Source organism: Pseudomonas sp. PSKL.D1 (assembly GCF_028898945.1).
Lineage (GTDB): Bacteria > Pseudomonadota > Gammaproteobacteria > Pseudomonadales > Pseudomonadaceae > Aquipseudomonas.
In genome coordinates this window covers 5,102,818-5,124,300 of the sequence record NZ_CP118607.1, presented here as the reverse complement: position 1 = coordinate 5,124,300, position 21,483 = coordinate 5,102,818, and the positions used below count along the sequence as shown (strand labels likewise).

Here is a 21,483-nt window from a genome sequence, read left to right as displayed (position 1 = left end):
TTGCGCATGCCTCTGAACAAGAAGCGCCAAATTGTGGTGGTGAAGACGAAAGACCCGAAAGTTCGCAACATCACAAATCGCATATCCGAATTCGCTAGGCTGTCCAGTTGGACATTCTGGCAACAGAATTTCTTGACGACCATAGAGCATTGGAACCACCTGATCCCATCCCGAACTCAGCAGTGAAACGATGCATCGCCGATGGTAGTGTGGGGTTTCCCCATGTGAGAGTAGGTCATCGTCAAGATTCATTTCGCAAAACCCCTATCTGCGCGAGCAGGTAGGGGTTTTGTCTTTCCAGCGTTTGGCTTTAAGCATCTCCCACATTTCGAGCTGGAACACTAGAATAGTGCCGACGTACCTATTCAGAATCCCGATATGCCTGAAACCGAAGCCCTAGAGCAGTTGCCGCTGGATGAGCTGGTCGCCTGCCACGAGTGCGACCTGCTGATGCGCAAGCCTGCCTTGCAGCAAGACGAGAAAGCCCAATGCCCTCGCTGCGGCTATGAGCTGTACGCCCACCGGCACAATGTGGTCAATCGCAGCCTCGCCCTGGTGCTCACAGCGCTGCTGCTGTTTGTGCCGGCCAACTTCCTGCCGATCATGCAGCTGCATTTGCTTGGCCAGACTTCAGACGACACGGTCTGGAGCGGTGTGCTGGGCTTGTACAACTCTGAAATGCGCGGCGTCGCCGTCGTGGTGTTTCTGTGCAGCATGGCTATTCCCTTCATGAAGCTGCTTTGCCAGTTGACGGTGCTGCTGAGCATTCGTCTGAATGTAGGCCGCAGCTACGGCCTGCTGTTCTACCGCATCTATCACCACCTGCGTGACTGGGGCATGCTCGAGGTCTATTTCATGGGTGTGTTGGTAGCGATCGTCAAATTGGTGGATCTAGCCGAATTAACAGTCGGTTTAGGGCTTTTCTGTTTCATCAGCCTGCTGCTGGTACAGGTATGGTTGGAAGTGGTGATGTCTCCACACCAGATCTGGAGTGCGCTGTCGGGGGAGGATATCCATGCGGGCGATTGATGCAGGAATTGTGGTCTGCAACGAGTGCCATGAGCTTAACCGGCAAGAAGCAGGGAGCCGCTCGCAAACTTGTACGCGCTGCGGTGCCCTTGTGCATGCGCGCCGTCCGAACAGTATCGTACGAACCTGGGCCTTGCTGATTGCCGCAACGATTTTGTACATCCCGGCCAACGTGTTGCCGATCATGACGGTCAGCACGCTGGGGCAGGGGAGCCCAGATACGATCATGTCTGGCGTCATCACGCTGCTCAAGCACGGGATGGTGCCTATCGCGGCTGTGGTGTTCATTGCCAGTATTCTGGTGCCTACCTTCAAGCTGGTAGGCATTGGCCTGCTCTTGTATTCGGTTCAGCGCCACCAGCCGCTGTCTGCGCGCCAACGCATATTGATGTACCGCTTCATCGAGTTCATAGGTCGCTGGTCCATGCTGGACATCTTCGTCATCGCCATCCTGGTGGCCGTGGTGAATTTTGGCCGCATAGCCAGTGTCGAAGCCAACTTGGGCGCTGTCGCCTTCGCTACTGTGGTGATCCTCACGATGCTTGCTGCTTTAACTTTCGATCCCCGACTGATTTGGGATAACACGGAGTCGGATGACGACCATGAGTGACATGCCAACGGCCAAAACCCGGCCAGCCTCCAACTGGTCGGCCATCTGGATCCTGCCACTGATCGCCTTGATGATTGGTGGTTGGTTGGCATGGCAGGCCTATCGTGATGCGGGAGTGGAAATCGAAGTGCGCTTCGAAAGCGGCGAAGGCATCGTCGCCAACAAGACTGAGGTCATTTACAAAGGCATGCCGGTCGGCAAGGTGAAGAGCCTGGTGCTCGATGCCAAGGGTGAAAACCAGGGTGTTATCGCTACCATCGAGATGAACAAGGCTGCGGAGCCTCACCTTACCAAGGGCACGCGTTTCTGGTTGGTGAAGCCAAGTGTCAGCCTGGCAGGTATTACTGGCCTGGAGACGCTCGTCTCCGGCAACTATATCGCGGTCAGCCCAGGTGAAGGCGAGCTGACCAAACGCTTCACGGCACTTAAAGTGGCGCCGCCGCTCTCTGACAGTGAGCCGGGTTTGCACCTGACGCTCAAGGCGGAGCGCCTGGGCTCCCTCAACCGTGACAGCCCTGTGTTCTACAAGCAGATTCAGGTTGGCCGAGTAAAAAGCTATCGGCTTTCCGATGACCAAAGCACCGTAGAAGTGAAGGTGTTCATCGAACCCGCCTATGCCAGCCTGGTGCGCAAGCACACGCGTTTCTGGAATGCCAGCGGCATCAGCATCGACGCGGACTTGTCGGGCGTAAAAGTACGCAGTGAATCGCTCTCCAGCATCGTTGCCGGCGGTATTGCCTTCGCCACTCCGGAATACCGCAAGGACAGCCCGCCCACGGACCCGAACCTACCGTTCCGCCTGTATGAAGACTTCGACGCTGCCCAGGCTGGCATTCGGGTGAAAGTGAAGCTGAGCGATTACGAGGGCCTGCAGGCGGGACGAACACCCGTCATGTACAAGGGCATTCAGGTCGGCTCGCTAAAGACTCTGAAGATGGAAGACAACCTCTCCAGCGCCATGGCCGAACTGACGCTGGACCCGCTGACCGAAGACTATCTGGTCGACGGCACGCAGTTCTGGGTGGTCAAGCCGTCTATCTCCCTGGCCGGTATCACGGGCCTGGAAGCGTTGGTGAAGGGTAACTACATCGCCATCCGCCCAGGTGAAAAGGGTGCAATGCCGCAGCGTGAGTTCGAAGCGCGAGCCAAGGCGCCACCGCTGGACCTGAAGGCACCTGGCCTGCACCTGGTTTTGTTCGCTGACACCTTGGGTTCGCTGGAAGTCGGCAGCCCGGTCATGTATCGCCAGGTCAAGGTGGGTAGCGTGCAGAGCTACCAGTTTGCTCGCAACAGCAAGCGCATCCTGATTGGTGTGCATATCGAGAAAGAGTACGAGAACCTGGTGAACGGCTCGTCGCGGTTCTGGAATGTCAGCGGCATCACCCTTACTGGTGGGCTCTCTGGTATCAAGATCAAGAGCGAGTCGCTGCAGACGCTCATGGCCGGCGGTATCGCCTTCGACACGCCAACCCCGAATGTGGCATTGAAGCGCCACATCCCGCGTTTCCGCCTGCTGGAAAGCCAGGACGCCGTAAACCGTTCCGGCACGCTCGTGACCATTCGCGTGGAGCGTGCTGATGGGTTGAAACCCGGTACGCCCATTCGCTTCCGTGGGCTGGATGTGGGCAGTGTCGAAAGCGTCGACCTCACCAGTGACCTTCAGGCGGTGTTGCTGCGTGCGCGTATCACTGAAGCCGCAGACCGTATCGCGCGGGTAGGCACTCAGTTCTGGGTGGTCAAGCCAGCACTTGGCCTGGTGCGAACCGAAAACCTCGATACCTTGATTGGTGGTCAGTACCTGGAAGTGCAGCCTGCTGTCAAAGACAAAGGCCCGCAGCGCGATTTCATCGCTTTGGCGGGTGCGCCAGAGGAAACAGGCCAGGAAGTCGGGTTGCCGCTCACCCTCAGTGCTCCCCGGCGTGGCTCTATCAAGCCCGGAGTGCCGGTAACGTATCGTGAGGTCGCTGTAGGCAAGGTTACAGGCTATGAGTTGGGCCAAAGCGCCGATCGGGTGTTGATCCACATCCTGATCGAGCCACGTTATGCAGCTTTGGTGCGCAGCGGTAGCCGCTTCTGGAACAGCAGCGGTTTCGGTTTTGACTGGGGCTTGTTCAAAGGCGCGACGGTGCGTACCGAGTCGCTGGAAACCCTCATCGACGGTGGTATCGCGTTCGCTACGCCTGATGGCGAGCAGATGGGTAACCCGGCGCGGCCACAGCAGACGTTTGCCTTGTTCGACAAGGCAGAAGATGACTGGCTGCAATGGGCGCCGAAGATTCAAATCGCCAAGTGATACAAGGCTGGGCGGGCCGCCAAGCGCGGCCCCGCCCTATCAAGCTTGATTGCCTCATCAAATCGCGGGCAATAAAAAACCGACCCTAGGGTCGGTTTTTCGACAAGAACGTCGCTTAGGCAGCTGCAGCTTCTTTCAGCGCCTTGATGTGGCCATTCAGACGGCCTTTGTGGCGAGCAGCTTTGTTCTTGTGGATGATACCTTTGTCGGCCATACGGTCGATTACTGGTACAGCCAGAACGTAAGCGGCTTGCGCTTTGTCGGCGTCTTTTGCGTCAATGGCTTTAACTACATTCTTGATGTAGGTGCGGACCATGGAACGCAGGCTGGCGTTGTGGCTGCGACGCTTCTCAGCCTGTTTTGCACGTTTCTTGGCGGAAGGTGTGTTGGCCACCGTCGAGCTCCTCGAAAGACTTTAGGTAAATAGCAAACAAAATAGGCCGCGAATCATGCCGATCACTCGACCGGTTGTCAAGGCCACCTGCAGGGTTCCGCCGAGCGGTGCACCAACAGGACGGAAATATTCCTTTCTGCTGCGCGACCTGTAAACTCGGGAATTTTTGGCTCCCCTGCGAAGGCGCGGGAGTATCGCACATTCAGACGCTGTCTGGCAGCGTCCTCTGCCCTTGGCGTGAATCTTTTCGATGAACCTGCTCAAATCCCTGGCTGCAGTCAGCTCCATCACCATGATTTCCCGGGTGTTGGGCTTCGTGCGCGATACCATCCTGGCCCGCGTGTTCGGTGCCGGCATCGCCACCGACGCCTTTTTCATCGCCTTCAAACTGCCCAACCTGCTGCGGCGGATATTTGCCGAAGGAGCGTTTTCCCAAGCCTTCGTGCCGATTCTTGCCGAATACAAGACCCAGCAGGGGGAGGAGGCCACACGTACGTTCATTGCCTATGTAAGCGGGCTGCTCACGCTTGTGCTGGCGGTGGTCACGGCAGTTGGCATTCTCGCCGCACCCTGGGTGGTCTGGGCGACCGCGCCTGGCTTTGTCGACAGCACTGAAAAGTACGAGCTGACCACGGCCCTGCTGCGGGTGACCTTTCCTTATATATTGCTGATCTCGCTGTCGTCCCTGGCTGGTGCCATCCTCAATACCTGGAACCGCTTCTCGGTCCCGGCCTTCACGCCAACCCTCCTGAACGTGGCAATGATCGCCTTCGCCGTGCTGCTCACGCCGTACTTCGACCCGCCGATCATGGCGCTGGCCTGGGGCGTGCTGGCCGGTGGCCTGGCCCAGTTGCTCTACCAACTGCCGGCCCTGAAGAAAATCGGCATGCTCGTGCTGCCGCGCCTTAACCTCAAGGATGCCGGTGTATGGCGCGTGCTCAAGCAAATGCTGCCAGCCATCCTGGGCGTATCGGTCAGCCAGATTTCCCTGATCATCAACACCATCTTCGCCTCGTTCCTGGTGGCCGGTTCGGTGTCGTGGATGTATTACGCCGATCGCCTCATGGAGCTGCCATCCGGGGTGCTGGGCGTGGCCTTGGGCACCATCCTGCTACCAACCCTGGCCAAGACCTATGCCAACAAGGACCGCGAAGAGTACTCGCGGATCATGGACTGGGGCCTGCGCCTGTGCTTTTTGCTGGTGCTGCCGTGCACCCTGGCACTGGCAATCCTCGCTGAGCCTTTGACCGTGGCGCTGTTTCAGTACGGCAAGTTCACCGCATTCGATGCCGCCATGACCCAGCGTGCGCTCATCGCCTACTCGGTTGGCCTGCTGGCGATCATTCTGGTCAAGGTACTGGCACCGGGCTTCTATGCGCAGCAGAATATCCGTACGCCGGTGAAGATCGCGATTTTTACCCTGGTTTGCACCCAGCTGTTCAACCTGGCGCTGATTGGGCCGCTGCAGCACGCCGGCCTGGCCCTGGCCATCAGCCTGGGCGCTTGCCTGAACGCCGGCCTGCTGTTCTGGAAGCTGCGCAGCCAGCAGTTGTTCCAGCCGCAGCCAGGGTGGGCGATGTTCCTGCTGAAGCTGGTGCTGGCGGTGGCCCTGATGTCGGCAGTGCTGCTGGTGGGCATGCATTACCTGCCCGCCTGGGAGCAAGGCAACATGCTTGAGCGCTTTTTGCGCCTGGGCGCGCTGATCGTGGCCGGTGTGGTGACCTATTTCGGTTGCCTGTTCGTGTGCGGCTTCAGGCCCCGGCACTTCGCCCGCAAAGCCCTGCACTAAGGTAAACAAGGGTCAGACGTCGGTTTTTTGCATTCCACGCCACACCCAGGCGCTGTTGCCTGTCACCAGCGCCCGGGTGTGGTTATAATCGGCCACTTTATGAGCAAGAAGCGCGTTATGCAGCTGGTTCGAGGTCTTCACAACCTGCGCCCCGAGCACCGGGGCTGTGTCGCCACCATTGGCAACTTCGACGGGGTTCACCGTGGCCACCAGGCAATCCTGGCGCGCCTGCGTGAGCGCGGCCAGGAGCTGGGCCTGCCAACTTGCGTGGTGATCTTCGAGCCACAGCCGCGCGAGTACTTCGCGCCCGACACCGCGCCCGCCCGTCTGGCCCGCCTGCGTGACAAGGTAGAGCTGCTGGCCGCGGAGGGCATCGACCGTGTGCTCTGCCTGGCCTTCAACCAGCGCTTCAGCGCGCTCAGTGCCGACGAATTCGTCAAAGCGATCCTGGTCGACGGCCTGGGCGTGCGCCACCTTGAAGTGGGGGATGACTTCCGCTTCGGTTGCCACCGTACCGGCGATTTCAGCTTCCTGGTCGAAGCCGGCAAGCAGTATGGCTTCACTGTCGAGGCCGCCAACACCGTGATCCAGGACGGCCTGCGGGTCAGCAGCACTGAAGTGCGCAAGGCCCTGAGCGAAGGCAACTTCGAACTGGCCGAACACCTGCTTGGCCGCCCTTACAGCATCACTGGCCGCGTGCTGCATGGCCAGAAGCTGGCCCGCCAGCTTGGTACGCCTACCGCCAACATCCAGCTCAAGCGCCGCCGCGTGCCGCTGTCCGGGGTCTACCTGGCCAGCATCGAAATCGACGGCAAGGCCTGGCCGGGTGTCGGCAACATTGGGGTACGACCAACGGTGGCCGGTGACGGCCGCCCGCACCTCGAGATTCATCTACTGGATTATGCCGGCGATCTGTATGGCCGGCGCCTGACGGTGGAGTTCCACCACAAGCTGCGTGAAGAGCAGCGATTCGCCTCCCTGGAGGCGCTGAAGTCGGCGATCGATGCGGATATCGCCGCCGCACGTGCACATTGGCACGCTCAACCGTTAACGAAGAGCCTGAAATGACCGACTACAAAGCCACGCTTAACCTTCCGGACACCGCCTTCCCGATGAAGGCCGGCCTGCCTCAGCGCGAACCGCAGATTCTGCAGCGCTGGGACAGCATTGGCCTGTACCAGAAGCTGCGCGAAATTGGCAAGGACCGTCCGAAGTTCGTCCTGCACGACGGCCCGCCCTATGCCAACGGCAAGATCCACATCGGTCATGCGCTGAACAAGATCCTCAAGGACATGATCGTCCGCTCCAAGACCCTGTCGGGCTTCGACGCGCCGTACGTGCCGGGCTGGGACTGCCACGGCCTGCCGATCGAGCACAAGGTCGAGGTCACCCACGGCAAGCACCTGTCTGCCGACCGCACCCGTGAGCTGTGCCGCGAGTATGCTGCCGAGCAGATCGAAGGCCAGAAAGCCGAGTTCATTCGCCTGGGTGTGCTGGGTGACTGGGACAACCCCTACAAGACCATGAACTTCGCCAACGAGGCCGGTGAAATCCGCGCCCTGGCCGAAATGGTCAAGCAAGGCTTCGTGTTCAAGGGCCTCAAGCCTGTGAACTGGTGCTTCGATTGCGGTTCGGCACTGGCCGAAGCCGAGGTCGAATACGCCGACAAGAAATCCCAGACCATCGACGTGGCCTTCCCGGTTGCCGATGAGGCCAAGCTGGCTGCCGCCTTCGGCCTGCCGTCGCTGGCCAAGCCTGCCGCCATCGTGATCTGGACCACCACCCCGTGGACCATCCCGGCCAACCAGGCGCTGAACATCCACCCGGAGTTCAAATACGCCCTGGTCGATACCGGCGAGCGCCTGCTGGTGCTGGCCGAAGAGTTGGTCGAGTCGTGCCTCAAGCGCTACAACCTCGAAGGCTCGGTCATCGCCACCGCCCAGGGTTCTGCCCTGGAGCTGGTCAACTTCCGTCACCCGTTCTACGACCGCCTGTCGCCGATCTACCTGGCTGACTACGTCGAACTGGGCGCCGGTACCGGCGTGGTCCACTCCGCGCCTGCGTATGGTGAAGACGACTTCGTCACCTGCAAGCGTTACGGCATGGTAAACGACGACATCCTCACGCCGGTTCAGAGCAACGGCGTGTACGTTGAGTCGCTGGAGTTCTTTGGCGGCCAGTTCATCTGGAAGGCCAATCCGGCCATCGTCGAAAAACTGAGCGAAGTCGGTGCGCTGATGCACACCGAAACCATCAGCCACAGCTACATGCACTGCTGGCGCCACAAGACCCCGCTGATCTACCGCGCCACCGCGCAGTGGTTCGTGGGCATGGACAAGCAGCCCTCCACCGGCGAGCCGCTGCGTGAGCGCGCGCTCAAGGCCATCGAAGACACCAAGTTCGTCCCGGCCTGGGGCCAGGCGCGGCTGCATTCGATGATCGCCAACCGCCCGGACTGGTGCATCTCGCGTCAACGCAACTGGGGCGTGCCGATTCCGTTCTTCCTGCACAAGCAAACCGGCGAGCTGCACCCGCGCACCGTCGAGCTGATGGAAGCAGTGGCCAAGCGCGTCGAACAGGAAGGCATCGAAGCCTGGTTCAAGCTGGACGCCGCCGAACTGCTCGGTGACGAAGCCGGCCAGTACGACAAGATCGCCGACACCCTGGACGTTTGGTTCGACTCCGGTACCACCCACTGGCACGTGCTGCGCGGCTCCCACGACATTGGCCACGCCACCGGCCCGCGCGCCGACCTGTACCTGGAAGGTTCCGACCAGCACCGCGGCTGGTTCCACTCGTCCCTGCTGACCGGTTGCGCCATCGACAACCACGCGCCTTACCGCGAGCTGCTGACCCACGGCTTCACCGTGGACGAAAACGGCCGCAAGATGTCCAAGTCGCTGGGCAACACCATCGAGCCGGAAAAGGTCAACAACACGCTGGGCGCCGACATCCTGCGTCTGTGGGTTTCGGCCACCGACTATTCCGGTGAAATGGCGGTTTCCGAGCAGATCCTGCAGCGCAGCGCCGACGCCTACCGCCGTATCCGCAACACCGCGCGCTTCCTGCTCTCCAACCTGTCTGGCTTCGACCCGGCCCGTGACCTGCTGAAGCCGGAAGAAATGATCGCCCTGGACCGCTGGGCCGTGGACCGCACCCTGCTGCTGCAGCGCGAGCTGGAAGAGCACTACGGTGAGTACCGCTTCTGGAACGTCTACTCGAAGATCCACAACTTCTGCGTGCAGGAGCTGGGTGGCTTCTACCTCGACATCATCAAGGACCGCCAGTACACCACCGGCGCCAACAGTGTCGCCCGCCGTTCGTGCCAGACCGCGCTGTACCACATCAGCGAGGCGCTGGTGCGTTGGATCGCACCGATCCTGGCCTTCACCGCCGACGAAATCTGGCAATACCTGCCGGGCGAGCGCAACGAGTCGGTCATGCTCAACGGCTGGTATGAAGGCCTGAGCGAGCTGCCGGAAGGCACCGAGCTGGACCGCGCCTACTGGGACCGCGTCATGGCCGTGAAGGCCGCGGTCAACAAGGAGCTGGAGAACCAGCGTACTGCCAAGGTCATCGGCGGCAACCTGCAGGCTGAAGTCACCCTGTTCGCCGAAGAAGGCCTGAGTGCCGACCTGGCCAAGCTGGGCGATGAACTGCGCTTTGTGCTGATTACCTCTGCTGCCAGCGTTGTGCCGTTTGCACAGGCGCCGGCTGAAGCGGTGGCCACCGAAGTCGAAGGCCTGAAGCTGCAAGTGGTCAAGTCTGGCCACGCCAAGTGCGGCCGTTGCTGGCACTTCCGCGCTGACGTCGGCAGCCATGCCGAGCACCCGGAAATCTGCAGCCGCTGCGTGGACAACCTGAGTGGCAAAGGCGAGGTGCGCCACTATGCCTAACCCTTCGGTAGGGCGCTTCGGGCGCCTTCCATGGTTGTGGCTCAGCCTGGTGGTCCTGGTCCTGGACCAGGCCACCAAGTTGTACTTCAACAACGCGCTCACCATGTACCAGCAGATTGTGGTCATCCCTGACTACTTCAGCTGGACCCTGGCGTACAACACCGGCGCGGCGTTCAGCTTCCTGGCTGACAGCTCCGGCTGGCAGCGCTGGCTGTTTGCCCTGATCGCCGTGGTGGTCAGTGCTGTGCTGGTGGTGTGGCTCAAGCGCTTGGGGCGCAATGAAACCTGGCTGGCCGTGGCGCTGGCGCTGGTGCTGGGCGGGGCGATCGGCAACCTGTACGACCGCGTCGTGCTGGGCCATGTGGTCGATTTCATCCTGGTGCACTGGAAGAACACCCACTACTTCCCGGCCTTCAACCTGGCCGACAGTGCCATCACCGTTGGTGCGGTGATGCTGGCGCTGGACATGTTCAAAAGCAAGAAGACCGAGGAACCGGCCCATGACTGACACCCGTATCGGCCAGAACACCGAAGTCACCCTGCACTTCGCGCTGCACCTGGAAAACGGCGATACCGTCGACAGCACCTTTGACAAGGCCCCGGCCACCTTCAAGGTCGGTGATGGCAACCTGCTGCCTGGCTTCGAAGCCGCGCTGTTCGGCTTCAAGGCCGGCGACAAGCGCACTGTGGTGGTCGAGCCGGAGAATGCCTTTGGCCAGCCCAACCCGCAGAACGTGCAAGTGATGCCGCGCGCCAACTTCGAGGGCATGGAGCTGTCCGAAGGGCTGCTGATCATCTTCAACGACGCCGCCAACACCGAGTTGCCGGGCGTGGTCAAAGCGTTCGACGATGACCAGGTGACCATCGACTTCAATCACCCACTGGCTGGCAAGACCCTGACCTTCGAGGTGGATATCCTCGAGGTCAAGGCCCTGTAAGCCTGGAGCCGAGCATGCAAATCAAACTCGCCAACCCTCGCGGCTTTTGCGCGGGGGTCGACCGGGCGATCGAGATCGTCAACCGTGCGCTGGAAGTCTTCGGCCCGCCGATCTATGTGCGCCATGAAGTGGTGCACAACAAGTTCGTGGTGGAAGACCTGCGCAACCGTGGCGCCATCTTCGTTGAAGAGCTGGACCAGGTGCCGGACGACGTCATCGTCATCTTCAGCGCCCATGGCGTTTCCCAGGCGGTGCGCCAGGAAGCTGCCGGCCGTGGCCTGAAGGTGTTCGACGCCACTTGCCCACTGGTTACCAAGGTGCACATCGAAGTGGCCAAGTACAGCCGCGACGGCCGTGAAACCATTCTGATCGGCCACGAAGGGCACCCGGAAGTCGAAGGCACCATGGGCCAGTACGACGCCAGCAACGGCGGCGCCATCTACCTCGTCGAGGACGAAGAAGATGTGGCCAAGCTGCAGGTGCGCGACCCGGATCACCTGGCCTTCGTCACCCAGACCACCTTGTCGATGGACGACACCAGCCGCGTCATCGACGCCCTGCGCTCGCGTTTTCCGAACATCGGTGGCCCGCGCAAGGACGACATCTGCTACGCCACGCAAAACCGCCAGGACGCGGTCAAGCAACTGGCCGGTGAATGCGACGTGGTGCTGGTGGTGGGCAGCCCGAACAGTTCCAACTCCAACCGCCTGCGCGAGTTGGCCGAGCGCATGGGTACGCCGGCGTACCTGATCGACGGTGCCGAGGACATGCAACGCGGCTGGTTCGACAAGGCTGAGCGTATTGGCATTACTGCGGGTGCTTCGGCGCCTGAGGTGCTGGTGCGTGGGGTGATCGACCAGCTCAAGGCCTGGGGCGCGACGGGCGCCGAAGAGCTGGATGGCCGGCCGGAGAACATTACGTTCTCGATGCCTAAAGAGCTGCGGGTTCGTTCGCTGATCTGATCATGGGCCTGCGCACAGAGGATGTTTAGGTTCATCTGTGCGCAGGTCGACTCTGCCGCTGCTTGCCAGCACTAGCTGATACTGGCTGACAACTGCCGTGGGTTTGCAAACTTCCAGCCGTCCGGCTCGAAAATTGTTAGTTGCCCCCAACGGTATGCCCTGAGCACTGAATTTGACTTGGTTTCCCATATTGCTGTCTATGCGTTGAGCACGCGAAAGACGGTGTTCACGTAGCAGTTGCCTGTTATTTTCCAGTACTACCCGCCAGCCTTTACCCCAATCATCTTCCACCGATTGCACCAGGACCGCTTGGCCCTGAAGCATCGCATGGCTCCTTGCGCTGCGCAGCGATTGCGCGAGGTCCCGGGCCGTTGCGGTCCTGTGCAAGTCATCACTCCATTTGCTGTAGGCCGGCATGCCAAGTTGTGTCAGCAGCGCGGCCATCGCCAAGCCAAACATCATTTGTATCAGTGTTACGCCACGTTGCTTCACCGTGCATTCCTCCCTGGAAGTGCTTGGCTTTAGCTTCACGGTCAACGGACAAGAGGTCCAGTCGACCAAGCGCAGGGCTATTGCGGGAAATGTCGCAGGAGGTGCAGGGATGCACAAAAAACAGCGGGGCATGACGCTTTTGGAAGTGTTGTTGGCAGTGGTAGTGCTGGCGGTGGGTTCAATGACTGCAGCGGCGTTGCAACTCAAGGCATTGCAGGCCACGGAAGCTGCTCGTCGCGATGGCCAGTCAGCCATGGAGGCGCACAGCGAGCATGAGCGGCGTCAGCAATGAGCAGCAACCAGCGCGGTTTCGGGCTGCTGGAAGTGACACTGGCATTGGCCATCGGATTGATGATTCTGGCGGCGGCCAGCCAGCTTTTTGCTTCTGCCCATCAGAGCTGGCGCCTGCAAGGTGCCGCGCTTCGCATGCAGAATGATGCGCGGTTGGCATTGCTTCGCATGGCTCAGGATGTGCGCATGGCGGGCATGTTTGGCTGCTTGCGTCCCAAACCCGGCGAGTTCGAGGCAGAAGCGGCTCGTAAAGCCTTCGCCAATCCGCTGCAAATTGAAGCGGGCAGGCTGAACCTGGTAGTGGCTGAATTAACAGGGTACGCCGGTAAACCGGACTGGATCTTGTGGACCGACTGTTTCAGTGATGCTCGGATATGTAATGGGAAGGATGACGCGTGTGTAGCGCACAGCGACCAAGCGCTGAATTATGGCATCAGCCGCCATGCTTACTTTCTTCAAGGCACTGAACTCAAGTTCAGCCGCAACGCGAACACTCAACCACTCATCGAAAATGTTCGCGAATTCCGCCTGGAGCTCGCCGGCAATCGGCTGGACATAACTCTGCGCCTGTTCGACCCCGGCCTGAATATTGAGCAACACCATGCTCTAAGCGTTGCATTGCGCAACCCGGTAACCCAGCCATGAAGCGGCAGCGAGGCGTGGTCCTCTTGCTGGCGCTGGGCCTGAGCTTGCTGCTGGCATTGTTGGCGGCTTCAGCCCTGCGCGATGCCATGATGGAAATGCGTCTGACCGGTTACATGGAGGCTGGCCTTAAGGCATTCAAGCAAGCGGAAGACACGCTGAAAGCCGGTTTCAACCAACTGAAGCTCAACCCACCAGCGCCGTGCAATGCCTGCCCACCACCCGCGCGGCCGCACGATCTGGAAGGTGAGTGGCAAACCACCGACGACGGCTACTACCACCTGCAAAACCTTGGCGTAACCAAACGCGCCGTTCACTGGCCCGCCGGTGAACCCGTCACCCTCTATCGGGTAACCGCCGTTAGCAAGCAACCCGAGACCAGGCAGGTACTGGAAGCCGTCTACGCCGCCCCCACCGCTCTGCCACAAGCCCTGCAACGCATCCTGTGGCGACAAAGACTGAGAGAAAACTGACATGCAGCAAGGTATGAGCCTGATTGAGTTGTTGATTGTCGTGGCGCTCATCGGCATTCTGGCAGCCATTGCCTACCCCAGTTACAGCGACCAGCTCCGGCGAGCCGCACGCAGCGAAGTGGTTGGCCTGCTGCATGACGCCGCCCTGCGCCTGGAGCGCCACCGTGTGCGCACCGGTCAGTATGCCGAGGGCGACCCTCAGTTGCCTGCCTCAAATCGCTACTACCGCCTGGTGGCCCAACGCGGCAGCGACACCTTCACGCTGCTGGCCCGGCGCTTGCCAAATGGCCTGATGGCCGATGACCGCTGTGGCGACTTCCAGCTTGACCAGGCCGGTGTGCAGAGCAACCCGGGTGCCGTTGACGCCACCGAACGCTGTTGGGGGAGCTGAGGGTTGAATGATTGACTTCAGGTGTTGGATCGACAGATGAGCAAGCAAGTAGTGGTGGTCGGCGGCGGGGTGATCGGCCTGCTGACGGCGTTCAACCTGGCGGCGAAGGTCGGGCAGGTGGTGGTGTGCGACCAGGGCGAAGTGGGCCGCGAGTCGTCCTGGGCGGGTGGGGGCATCGTTTCGCCCCTGTATCCGTGGCGCTACAGCCCCGCAGTCACGGCGCTGGCGCACTGGTCGCAGGACTTTTATCCACAACTGGGCGAACGCCTGCACGCCAGCACCGGCCTCGACCCCGAAGTGCACACTACCGGCTTGTACTGGCTCGACCTGGACGATGAAGCCGCAGCGCTGGCCTGGGCCGAACGTAACCAACGCCCATTGAGCGCGGTGGACATTTCTGCAGTCTACGACGATGTGCCGGTGCTGGGCGCAGGCTACAAGCGCGCCATCTATATGGCCGGCGTGGCGAACGTGCGCAACCCGCGGCTGGTGAAAGCGCTCAAGGCTGCGCTGCTGGCGATGCCCAATGTCACCTTGCGCGAGCACTGCCAGATCACCGGCTTCGTCCACTCAGGCGGGCGTGTGACCGGTGTGCAGACGGCTGACGGCGAACTGCAGGCCGATGACGTGGTTCTGAGCGCCGGAGCCTGGAGTGGCGACTTGTTGCGCACGCTGGGCCTTGAACTGCCGGTGGAGCCGGTAAAAGGCCAGATGATCCTGTTCAAATGCGCCGAAGACTTCCTGCCGAGTATGGTGCTGGCCAAGGGGCGTTATGCCATCCCGCGGCGTGACGGGCATATTCTGGTGGGCAGTACGCTGGAGCATGCGGGCTATGACAAAACCCCGACTGACGATGCACTGGAAAGCTTGAAGGCCTCGGCCATTGAGTTGTTGCCCGCGCTGAAGGACGCTCCGGTGGTGGCACATTGGGCGGGTTTGCGGCCGGGGTCGCCGGAGGGCATTCCTTATATCGGGCCGGTGCCGGGGCATGATGGGTTGTGGCTGAATTGCGGGCATTACCGTAATGGGCTGGTGCTGGCGCCGGCTTCGTGCCAGTTGTTTACCGATTTGATGACCGGGGCGCAGCCGATCATTGATCCGGCGCTGTATGCGCCGGCCGGGCGGTTGGGCTGATGGCCCATCGCGGATAAATCCGCTCCTACACGACCCTCTGTAGGAGCGGATTTATCCGCGATGAGGCCGTCAAAACCAACAAAAAATTCAGCCCTTGACCGGCACCTGCAAATGCCTGCTCGGATAATGCTGCTCATACACCTTGCAAACCCGCAGCACCTGCTCGTCAGCAAACCGCCCCGCAACCACCTGCAACCCCACCGGCAACCCTTCACGGGTAAACCCGCAAGGTACCGACGCCGCCGGCTGCTGGGTCAGGTTGAACGGGTAACTGAACGGCGTCCACTCCATCCAGCGCTCCATGCCCGACCCGGGTGGCACCTCATGCCCCGCCTCGAAGGCCACCAGCGGCAGCATCGGAGACACCAGCACGTCGTACTGCTGATGGAAGGCATTCATCTTTGCGATCAAATCAGCCCGCGCCTCCAGCGCCTGGGTGTATTCGCTCAGGCTGATCCGCGCCCCCTGTTCGGCAATCCAGCGTAAACCCGGGTCTAGCAGTGCACGCTGTTCGTCGCTGAACGCGCTGGCCAGCCGCGCAGCACCGGCAAACCACAAGGTGTTGAAGGTCCCCAGCGGGTCGCCGAACCCTGGGTCGACCTCTTCCACCTGTGCCCCCAGCCGCGCCAGGCGCTGTACTGCTTGCGCCGTCAGTGCCTGGATCTGCGGGTCTACCTGCACGTAGCCAAAGTCGGCGCTGTAGGCGATGCGCAAGCCGCTCAGGTCCTGCTGATCGCCCAGCCAGGGCGCCTGCCGAGCAGCCCCGGCCAGCCCGTCACGCGCATCTGGCCGGGCTACACAGTCGAGCATCAGCACCGCGTCGTCGACCGTGCGGGTCATCGGCCCAAGGTGTGATAGCACCGTCATTGCACTGGCCGGCCATTGAGGCACATAACCGAAGGTCGGTTTGATGCCGAACGTGCCGGTAAAGGCGCAGGGGATGCGGATCGAGCCACCGGCGTCACTGCCTTGATGCAGCACGCCCAGGTTCAGCGCGGCAGCCGCGGCAGCGCCGCCCGATGATCCACCGGCCGTGAGGCGCGTGTCCCAAGGGTTGCGGGTAATGCCGTAAAGCGGGTTGTCGGTCACACCCTTCCAGCCGAACTCCGGCGTGGTGGTCTTGCCCACCAGCACCGCGCCCGCATCACGCATGAATGCGGCAAACGGCGCGTCCACATTCCAAGGGCCCGCCGCCGAGGTGGTGCGCGAGCCTTTGCGGGTTGGCATGCCACGGGTCAGGGTCAAGTCCTTGATCGAGGCTGGCACGCCGTCCAGGCGGCCGCAGGGTTCGCCACGCTGCCAGCGCTGCTCGCTGGCGCGGGCGGCGGTGCGGGCACCTTCGCCGTCCACATGGCAGTAGGCATTTACCACCGGGTTGTGCTGGTCGATGCGCGCCAGTACATCGTCGATCACTTCAACCGGCGATAGCTGGTGGCGCTGGTACAGGTCGAGCAGTTCGACGGCGGTGAATTCGCCAATCGCGGTTTTACCGGTCATTTCAAAGGGCTCCCTGATTGGCGGCCTTGAACATGGCGCGCAGCAATACGTCGCAACCGTCGGCCAGGTCCTGTGGCGCTGCGTTTTCGATTTCGTTGTGGCTGATGCCACCTTCGCATGGCACGAAAATCATGCCCGCCGGGCCAAGCTCTGCCAGGAAGATCGCGTCATGCCCGGCACCGCTGACAATGTCCATGTGGCTCAGGCCCAGTTCGCGGGCGCCGCTGCGCACGGCATCCACGCACTGCTCGGCGAAGTACAAGGGCGGGAAGTCGGCAGTGGGTGTCAGTTCAAAGCTCAGGCCGTGTTTGGATGTAGTGGTTTCGATGGCTGCCCGCACTTCGGCGACCATTGCGTCAAGGTGGCCCGGGTCGAGGTGGCGCAGGTCGATGGTCATCTGCACCTGGCCGGGGATGACGTTGCGCGAGGCCGGGTGCACGTTGAGGCAGCCGACCGTGCCACAGGCGTGCGGCTGGTGGGCGTGGGCCACACGGTTGACCGCTGCCACCACATCGGCGGCGCCGACCAGTGCATCCTTGCGCAGGTGCATCGGGGTGGGGCCGGCGTGCGCTTCAACACCGGTCAGCACCAGGTCGAACCACTTTTGCCCCAGGCAACCCTGCACCACGCCAATGGTGGTGCGCTGGTCTTCCAGCACCGGGCCTTGTTCGATGTGCGCCTCGAAGTACGCCCCCACCGCATGCCCTGTGGGCACGCGCGGCCCGGCATAGCCAATGCGCGACAGCTCGGCGCCAACCGACAGGCCCTGGTCATCGACCTTGGCCAGTGTTTCCTCCAGGCCAAACTTGCCGGCAAACACGCCCGACCCCATCATGCACGGCGGGAAGCGCGAGCCTTCTTCGTTGGTCCACACCACCACTTCCAGTGGCGCTTCGGTGGTCAGGTTCAGGTCGTTGAGGGTGCGCAGCACTTCCAGCCCGGCCATCACGCCGTAGCAGCCGTCGAACTTGCCGCCGGTGGGTTGGGTGTCGATGTGGCTGCCGGTCATCACCGGTGCCAGCGCCGGGTTGCGCCCAGGGCGGCGGGCGAAGATGTTGCCGATGGCGTCGACGCTGACCGTGCAGCCGGCCTCTTCGCACCAGTGTACGAACAGGTCACGGGCCTGGCGGTCGAGGTCGGTCAGGGCCAGGCGGCACACGCCACCCTTGGCGGTGGCGCCGAGCCTGGCCAGGTCCATCAGCGACTGCCACAGGCGTTCGCGGCTGACCAGCGGCCCCTGGCCGAGCAAGTGCTGCGAGGGATCGATGCGGGTGTTCATGGGCATTCTCCTTTCAGGCACTCAGGGCCAGGTAGCGGTTCTTGATGCTTGGGTCTTCGCGGAACTGGGCGGCGCTGCCCTGGTAGGCGACGCGGCCTTGTTCCAGCACGTAGTGGCGGTCGGCGAGCGCGTCGCACACCATCAGGTTCTGTTCCACCAGCAAAATGGACAGGCCCTCGCCCTTGATCCGCCGCAGGATCTTCACCAGCTCGTCGACAATCACCGGTGCCAGGCCCTCGGTGGGTTCATCGAGAATCAGCAGCTTGGGGTCGTTGAGCAGGGCGCGGGCAATGGCCAGCATTTGCTGCTCGCCACCGGACAGTGCAAAGCCACCATTACGCCGCCGCTCCTTAAGGCGCGGGAACATGGCGTAAACGTCCTCCAGCTGCCAGCGGCTGCCCTTGCGCGCGGCGATCTTCAGGTTCTCTTCCACGCTGAGCTGGCGAAAGATGCCGCGATGCTCCGGCACCAGAGCAATGCCCTGCCGGGCGATGTCGAAGATTTCGCGGCCCACCAGCTGCTGGCCGTTGAAGGTGATCTGGCCCTGGCGCGGGCGCACGATGCCGAGGATGCTGCGCAAGGTGGTGGTCTTGCCGGCGCCATTGCGCCCCAGCAGGGTCACCAGTTCACCGCTGCCAACCTGCAGCGACACGCCTTCGAGCACGTGGCTTTTGTCGTAATAGGAGTGGATGGATTCGACGTTGAGCATCAGGCGGCCTCTCCAAGGTAGGCGGTGCGCACACGCTGGTCGTTGCGTACCTGTTCCGGGGTGCCTTCGACCAGGATCTGGCCGTGGCTCATCACGGTAATGCGCTGGCTGATCGACATGACGATGCTCATGTTGTGCTCGATCAGCAGCACGGTATGGTCGCGGCCCAGGTCGCTGATCAGCGCGGTCATCACCGGGATGTCGTCGATGCCCATGCCCGAGGTGGGTTCGTCGAGCATCAGCAGGGTGGGTTTGGCGCAAATCGACATGCCCACCTCAAGCACCCGCTGCTGGCCGTGAGAAAGCTCGCCGGCCAGGGTATCGGCACGGTTGCTCAGCTTGAGCCGCTCCAGCACCTGGTCGGCGGTGTTCCAGTGGCTGCGTTTGTGTTCCACGCTGCGCCAGAAGTTGAGGGCACCCAGGCCATCACGGCCCTGGGCGGCCAGGCGCAGGTTTTCGCGCACCGACAGGTTCTGGAACAGGCTGGTGAGCTGGAACGAGCGCGCCATGCCCAACGCCACGCGGCCATGGGGCGGCTTGCGGATGATGTCCTGGCCGTTGAACAGGATCTTGCCGCTGGTGGCCTGGCGCTCGCCGGTCAGGCAGTGGAACAGGCTGGTCTTGCCTGCGCCGTTGGGGCCGATCACGGTGTGGATGGTGCCCGCGCGAACCTTGAGGTCGACGCCGGCGACCGCTTTGAACGGGCCGTAGGCCAGTTCCAGATCGCGGGTTTCCAGCAGATAGTCACTCATCACAGCGTCTCCTTGGTGTTGGCGCCGGGTTGGGTATCGCCCGAGCGGGAGGGGCGCAGGCGCTTGCCCAGTTCGGCCAGGCCACCCCACAGCCCGCCACGCATGAACACCACCACCAGAATCAGGATTGCCCCCAGCAGCATCAGCCAGCGTGGCCACAGTTCCGACAGCACATCGCCCAGCAACACGATGGCACCGGCGCCCAGCAGCGAACCGAACAGCGAGCCAGTGCCGCCGACGATGGTCATGATCAGGATGTTCTCGCTCATCATCAGGTCGATGTTCGACAGTGGCGCAAAGTGCAGCAGCATGGCGTACAGCGCCCCGGCGACGCCGGTGATGGCGCCCGACAGCATGAACACCAGGATCTTGAAGTGGCGGGTGTCGTAGCCGATGGCGGCCGCACGGGTTTCGTTTTCGCGGATCGCCAGCAAGGTGCTGCCGAACGGCGAGCGAATCACCCGCATGGCACCGGCGAAAATCAGCAGGAACAGCACCGCGACAAACACGTAGAAGTGCCGTGGGTCGGCCAGGTCGACCAGCACATGGCCGGCGATTTCGATGTTGGGCCTTGGTACATCGAGCAGGCCGTTGTCACCGCCGGTCCAGCCGCTGAGGGTGTAGGCCAGGAAGTACGCCATCTGGCTGAAGGCCAGGGTCAGCATCACGAAGTAGATACCCGTGCGGCGGATTGCCAGGGCGCCTACCAGCAGGGCCAGAAAAACGCCGAACACCGCAGCGCCCACCAGCGCGCCGAACATGCCCCAGTTCAGGTGAATCATCAGCAGCGCAGCACCATAGGCCCCCACGCCGAAGAAAATGCCCTGGCCGAACGACAGCAGGCCGGTGTAGCCCAGCAGCAGGTTGCAGGCCAGTGCCGCCATGGCAAAGATCAGAATCTCGGTGGCCAGGGTGGCCGACGGCAGCACCAGCGGCAGTACCACCAGGCTGGCGAGCACCAGCAACAGCAGGGCAGGGGTGCGGCCTTTGACTACTGGCAAAGGGTTTTTCTCGCTCATCGTCATGCTCTCCCGAACAGGCCATAAGGGCGGACCAGAATCACCGCCGCCATGGCGCCGTAGATCATCAGGCTGGCGCCTTGCGGCCACAGGCTGGTCATCATGCTTTGCACCACACCCACCAGCAGGCCACCCACCAGTGCGCCGCCGAACGAGCCCATGCCGCCGATCACCACCACCACGAAGGCGATGCCGAGAATCTCCGGCCCGACGAATGGCTGTGCACCTCGCAATGGGGCAAACAAAACCCCTGCGACACCGGCCAGGCCTACGCCAAGGGCGAAAGTCAGGGAGAACAGGCGGAAGATGTTGGTGCCCAGCAGTGACACGGTTTCGGTGCTTTCGCTGCCCGCCCGCACCAGCGCGCCAAAGCGGGTGCGCTCCAGCAGCAGCCACAGGCCCAGGCCGATCAGTGCGGCGAAGCCGATCAGGAACAGGCGGTAGTAGGGGTAGATGAAGTCGCCGATGATCAGCACCCCGCGTAGCTCGGGCGGTACGGCGATGTTCTTGCCCACTGGGCCCCAGATCAGTACCGAGGCTTCCTGAATGATCAGGGCGATGCCGAGGGTGACGAGGATCTGGAAGGTGTGTGGCAGGTGGTAGATGCGTTTGATCAACAAGCGTTCTACCGCCCAGGCCAGCGCAGCCACCACCAGCGGCGCAATCAGCAGCGCAAGCCAGAAGTTGCCGGTGAGCGCCACCGCGGTGTAGCAGAGGTAAGCCCCCAGCAAAAAGAAGGCGCCATGGGCGAAGTTGACGAAGTTGAGCAGGCCGAAAATGATCGTCAGGCCCACAGCGATGAGGAAGTAGATCATCCCCAGGCCCAGGCCGTTGAGCAGTTGGAACAGGTACAAATCGAGCATGAACGTGCCCTCGACAGCGCGCGGTGCGGC

General features: G+C 62.0%; 22 protein-coding genes and 1 rRNA gene. 15 read left to right on the top strand and 8 right to left on the bottom strand.

Features of this window, described 5'->3' with window-relative positions; translation table 11 throughout:
- The first annotated feature begins 131 nt into the window (after nt 1–131).
- From rrf to PVV54_RS22920, 4 genes are all read left to right on the top strand, one after another.
- Nucleotides 132–247 (top strand): 5S ribosomal RNA (gene rrf, locus PVV54_RS22935).
- A gap of 131 nt (nt 248–378) precedes the next feature.
- A complete protein-coding gene (locus PVV54_RS22930; RefSeq protein WP_274907421.1) occupies nt 379–1,029 on the top strand; it encodes a paraquat-inducible protein A in 651 nt (216 codons plus the stop codon).
- The gene (locus PVV54_RS22925; RefSeq protein ID WP_274907420.1) at nt 1,016–1,639 is read left to right on the top strand and encodes a paraquat-inducible protein A; all 624 of its coding nucleotides are present in this window, start codon (nt 1,016–1,018) and stop codon (nt 1,637–1,639) included. Before PVV54_RS22930 ends, PVV54_RS22925 begins: the two co-directional genes overlap by 14 nt.
- The gene (locus PVV54_RS22920; protein ID WP_274907419.1) at nt 1,632–3,932 is read left to right on the top strand and encodes a PqiB family protein; all 2,301 of its coding nucleotides are present in this window, start codon (nt 1,632–1,634) and stop codon (nt 3,930–3,932) included. Before PVV54_RS22925 ends, PVV54_RS22920 begins: the two co-directional genes overlap by 8 nt.
- Before the next feature lie 115 nt (nt 3,933–4,047).
- Here the strand turns inward: PVV54_RS22920 and rpsT are convergent, their stop codons facing one another.
- On the bottom strand, nt 4,048–4,326 hold the full coding sequence (rpsT, locus tag PVV54_RS22915; protein WP_016484776.1) for a 30S ribosomal protein S20: 279 nt from the start codon (nt 4,324–4,326) through the stop codon (nt 4,048–4,050).
- Between the two features lie 250 nt (nt 4,327–4,576).
- Here rpsT and murJ point away from each other — a divergent pair, with 250 nt between their 5' ends.
- From murJ to ispH, 6 genes are all read left to right on the top strand, one after another.
- Nucleotides 4,577–6,115, top strand: coding sequence for a murein biosynthesis integral membrane protein MurJ (murJ, locus tag PVV54_RS22910; protein ID WP_274907418.1), 1,539 nt, complete (start codon nt 4,577–4,579; stop codon nt 6,113–6,115).
- A gap of 117 nt (nt 6,116–6,232) precedes the next feature.
- A complete protein-coding gene (gene ribF, locus PVV54_RS22905) occupies nt 6,233–7,183 on the top strand; it encodes a bifunctional riboflavin kinase/FAD synthetase (protein ID WP_274907417.1) in 951 nt (316 codons plus the stop codon).
- On the top strand, nt 7,180–10,011 hold the full coding sequence (ileS, locus tag PVV54_RS22900) for an isoleucine--tRNA ligase (protein ID WP_274907416.1): 2,832 nt from the start codon (nt 7,180–7,182) through the stop codon (nt 10,009–10,011). Before ribF ends, ileS begins: the two co-directional genes overlap by 4 nt.
- Nucleotides 10,004–10,519, top strand: coding sequence for a signal peptidase II (gene lspA, locus PVV54_RS22895; protein ID WP_274907415.1), 516 nt, complete (start codon nt 10,004–10,006; stop codon nt 10,517–10,519). Before ileS ends, lspA begins: the two co-directional genes overlap by 8 nt.
- Entirely contained in the window at nt 10,512–10,949 is a 438-nt protein-coding gene (gene fkpB, locus PVV54_RS22890) for an FKBP-type peptidyl-prolyl cis-trans isomerase (protein ID WP_274907414.1), read from the top strand. Before lspA ends, fkpB begins: the two co-directional genes overlap by 8 nt.
- Before the next feature lie 14 nt (nt 10,950–10,963).
- A complete protein-coding gene (gene ispH / locus PVV54_RS22885; RefSeq protein WP_274907413.1) occupies nt 10,964–11,911 on the top strand; it encodes a 4-hydroxy-3-methylbut-2-enyl diphosphate reductase in 948 nt (315 codons plus the stop codon).
- On the opposite strand, the gene PVV54_RS22880 is transcribed toward ispH, so the two are convergent.
- Nucleotides 11,912–12,403, bottom strand: a complete 492-nt coding sequence (locus tag PVV54_RS22880) for a GspH/FimT family pseudopilin (RefSeq protein WP_274907412.1) — start codon at nt 12,401–12,403, stop codon at nt 11,912–11,914.
- 109 nt (nt 12,404–12,512) lie between these two features.
- On the opposite strand from PVV54_RS22880, the gene PVV54_RS22875 reads away from it, so the two are divergent.
- Genes PVV54_RS22875 through thiO form a run of 5 tightly spaced genes read left to right on the top strand, consistent with a single transcriptional unit; the run spans nt 12,513 to nt 15,334 of the window.
- Nucleotides 12,513–12,695 (top strand): prepilin-type N-terminal cleavage/methylation domain-containing protein, encoded by a 183-nt coding sequence (locus tag PVV54_RS22875; protein ID WP_274907411.1) that lies wholly within the window; start codon nt 12,513–12,515, stop codon nt 12,693–12,695.
- Entirely contained in the window at nt 12,692–13,339 is a 648-nt protein-coding gene (locus PVV54_RS22870) for a PilW family protein (RefSeq protein ID WP_274907410.1), read from the top strand. The genes PVV54_RS22875 and PVV54_RS22870 overlap by 4 nt, the downstream gene beginning before the upstream one ends.
- Entirely contained in the window at nt 13,336–13,809 is a 474-nt protein-coding gene (locus PVV54_RS22865) for a hypothetical protein (protein ID WP_274907409.1), read from the top strand. The genes PVV54_RS22870 and PVV54_RS22865 overlap by 4 nt, the downstream gene beginning before the upstream one ends.
- A 1-nt stretch (nt 13,810) precedes the next feature.
- Nucleotides 13,811–14,200 (top strand): type IV pilin protein, encoded by a 390-nt coding sequence (locus PVV54_RS22860; protein WP_274907408.1) that lies wholly within the window; start codon nt 13,811–13,813, stop codon nt 14,198–14,200.
- A 36-nt stretch (nt 14,201–14,236) separates the two neighbouring features.
- Nucleotides 14,237–15,334, top strand: coding sequence for a glycine oxidase ThiO (gene thiO / locus PVV54_RS22855; RefSeq protein WP_274907407.1), 1,098 nt, complete (start codon nt 14,237–14,239; stop codon nt 15,332–15,334).
- A gap of 87 nt (nt 15,335–15,421) precedes the next feature.
- Here the strand turns inward: thiO and PVV54_RS22850 are convergent, their stop codons facing one another.
- The 6 genes from PVV54_RS22850 to PVV54_RS22825 are packed head-to-tail and all read right to left on the bottom strand — an operon-like array spanning nt 15,422 to nt 21,453.
- Nucleotides 15,422–16,831, bottom strand: coding sequence for an amidase (locus PVV54_RS22850; RefSeq protein ID WP_274907406.1), 1,410 nt, complete (start codon nt 16,829–16,831; stop codon nt 15,422–15,424).
- 1 nt (nt 16,832) lies between these two features.
- Entirely contained in the window at nt 16,833–18,110 is a 1,278-nt protein-coding gene (locus PVV54_RS22845) for a Zn-dependent hydrolase (protein ID WP_274907405.1), read from the bottom strand.
- A gap of 13 nt (nt 18,111–18,123) precedes the next feature.
- On the bottom strand, nt 18,124–18,819 hold the full coding sequence (locus PVV54_RS22840; protein ID WP_274907404.1) for an ABC transporter ATP-binding protein: 696 nt from the start codon (nt 18,817–18,819) through the stop codon (nt 18,124–18,126).
- On the bottom strand, nt 18,819–19,571 hold the full coding sequence (locus tag PVV54_RS22835) for an ABC transporter ATP-binding protein (RefSeq protein WP_274907403.1): 753 nt from the start codon (nt 19,569–19,571) through the stop codon (nt 18,819–18,821). The genes PVV54_RS22840 and PVV54_RS22835 overlap by 1 nt, the downstream gene beginning before the upstream one ends.
- On the bottom strand, nt 19,571–20,590 hold the full coding sequence (locus tag PVV54_RS22830) for a branched-chain amino acid ABC transporter permease (RefSeq protein WP_274907402.1): 1,020 nt from the start codon (nt 20,588–20,590) through the stop codon (nt 19,571–19,573). Before PVV54_RS22830 ends, PVV54_RS22835 begins: the two co-directional genes overlap by 1 nt.
- A 2-nt stretch (nt 20,591–20,592) precedes the next feature.
- Complete coding sequence (locus PVV54_RS22825) at nt 20,593–21,453, bottom strand: branched-chain amino acid ABC transporter permease (RefSeq protein WP_274907401.1); 861 nt, start codon at nt 21,451–21,453, stop codon at nt 20,593–20,595.
- Nucleotides 21,454–21,483: the final 30 nt, after the last annotated feature.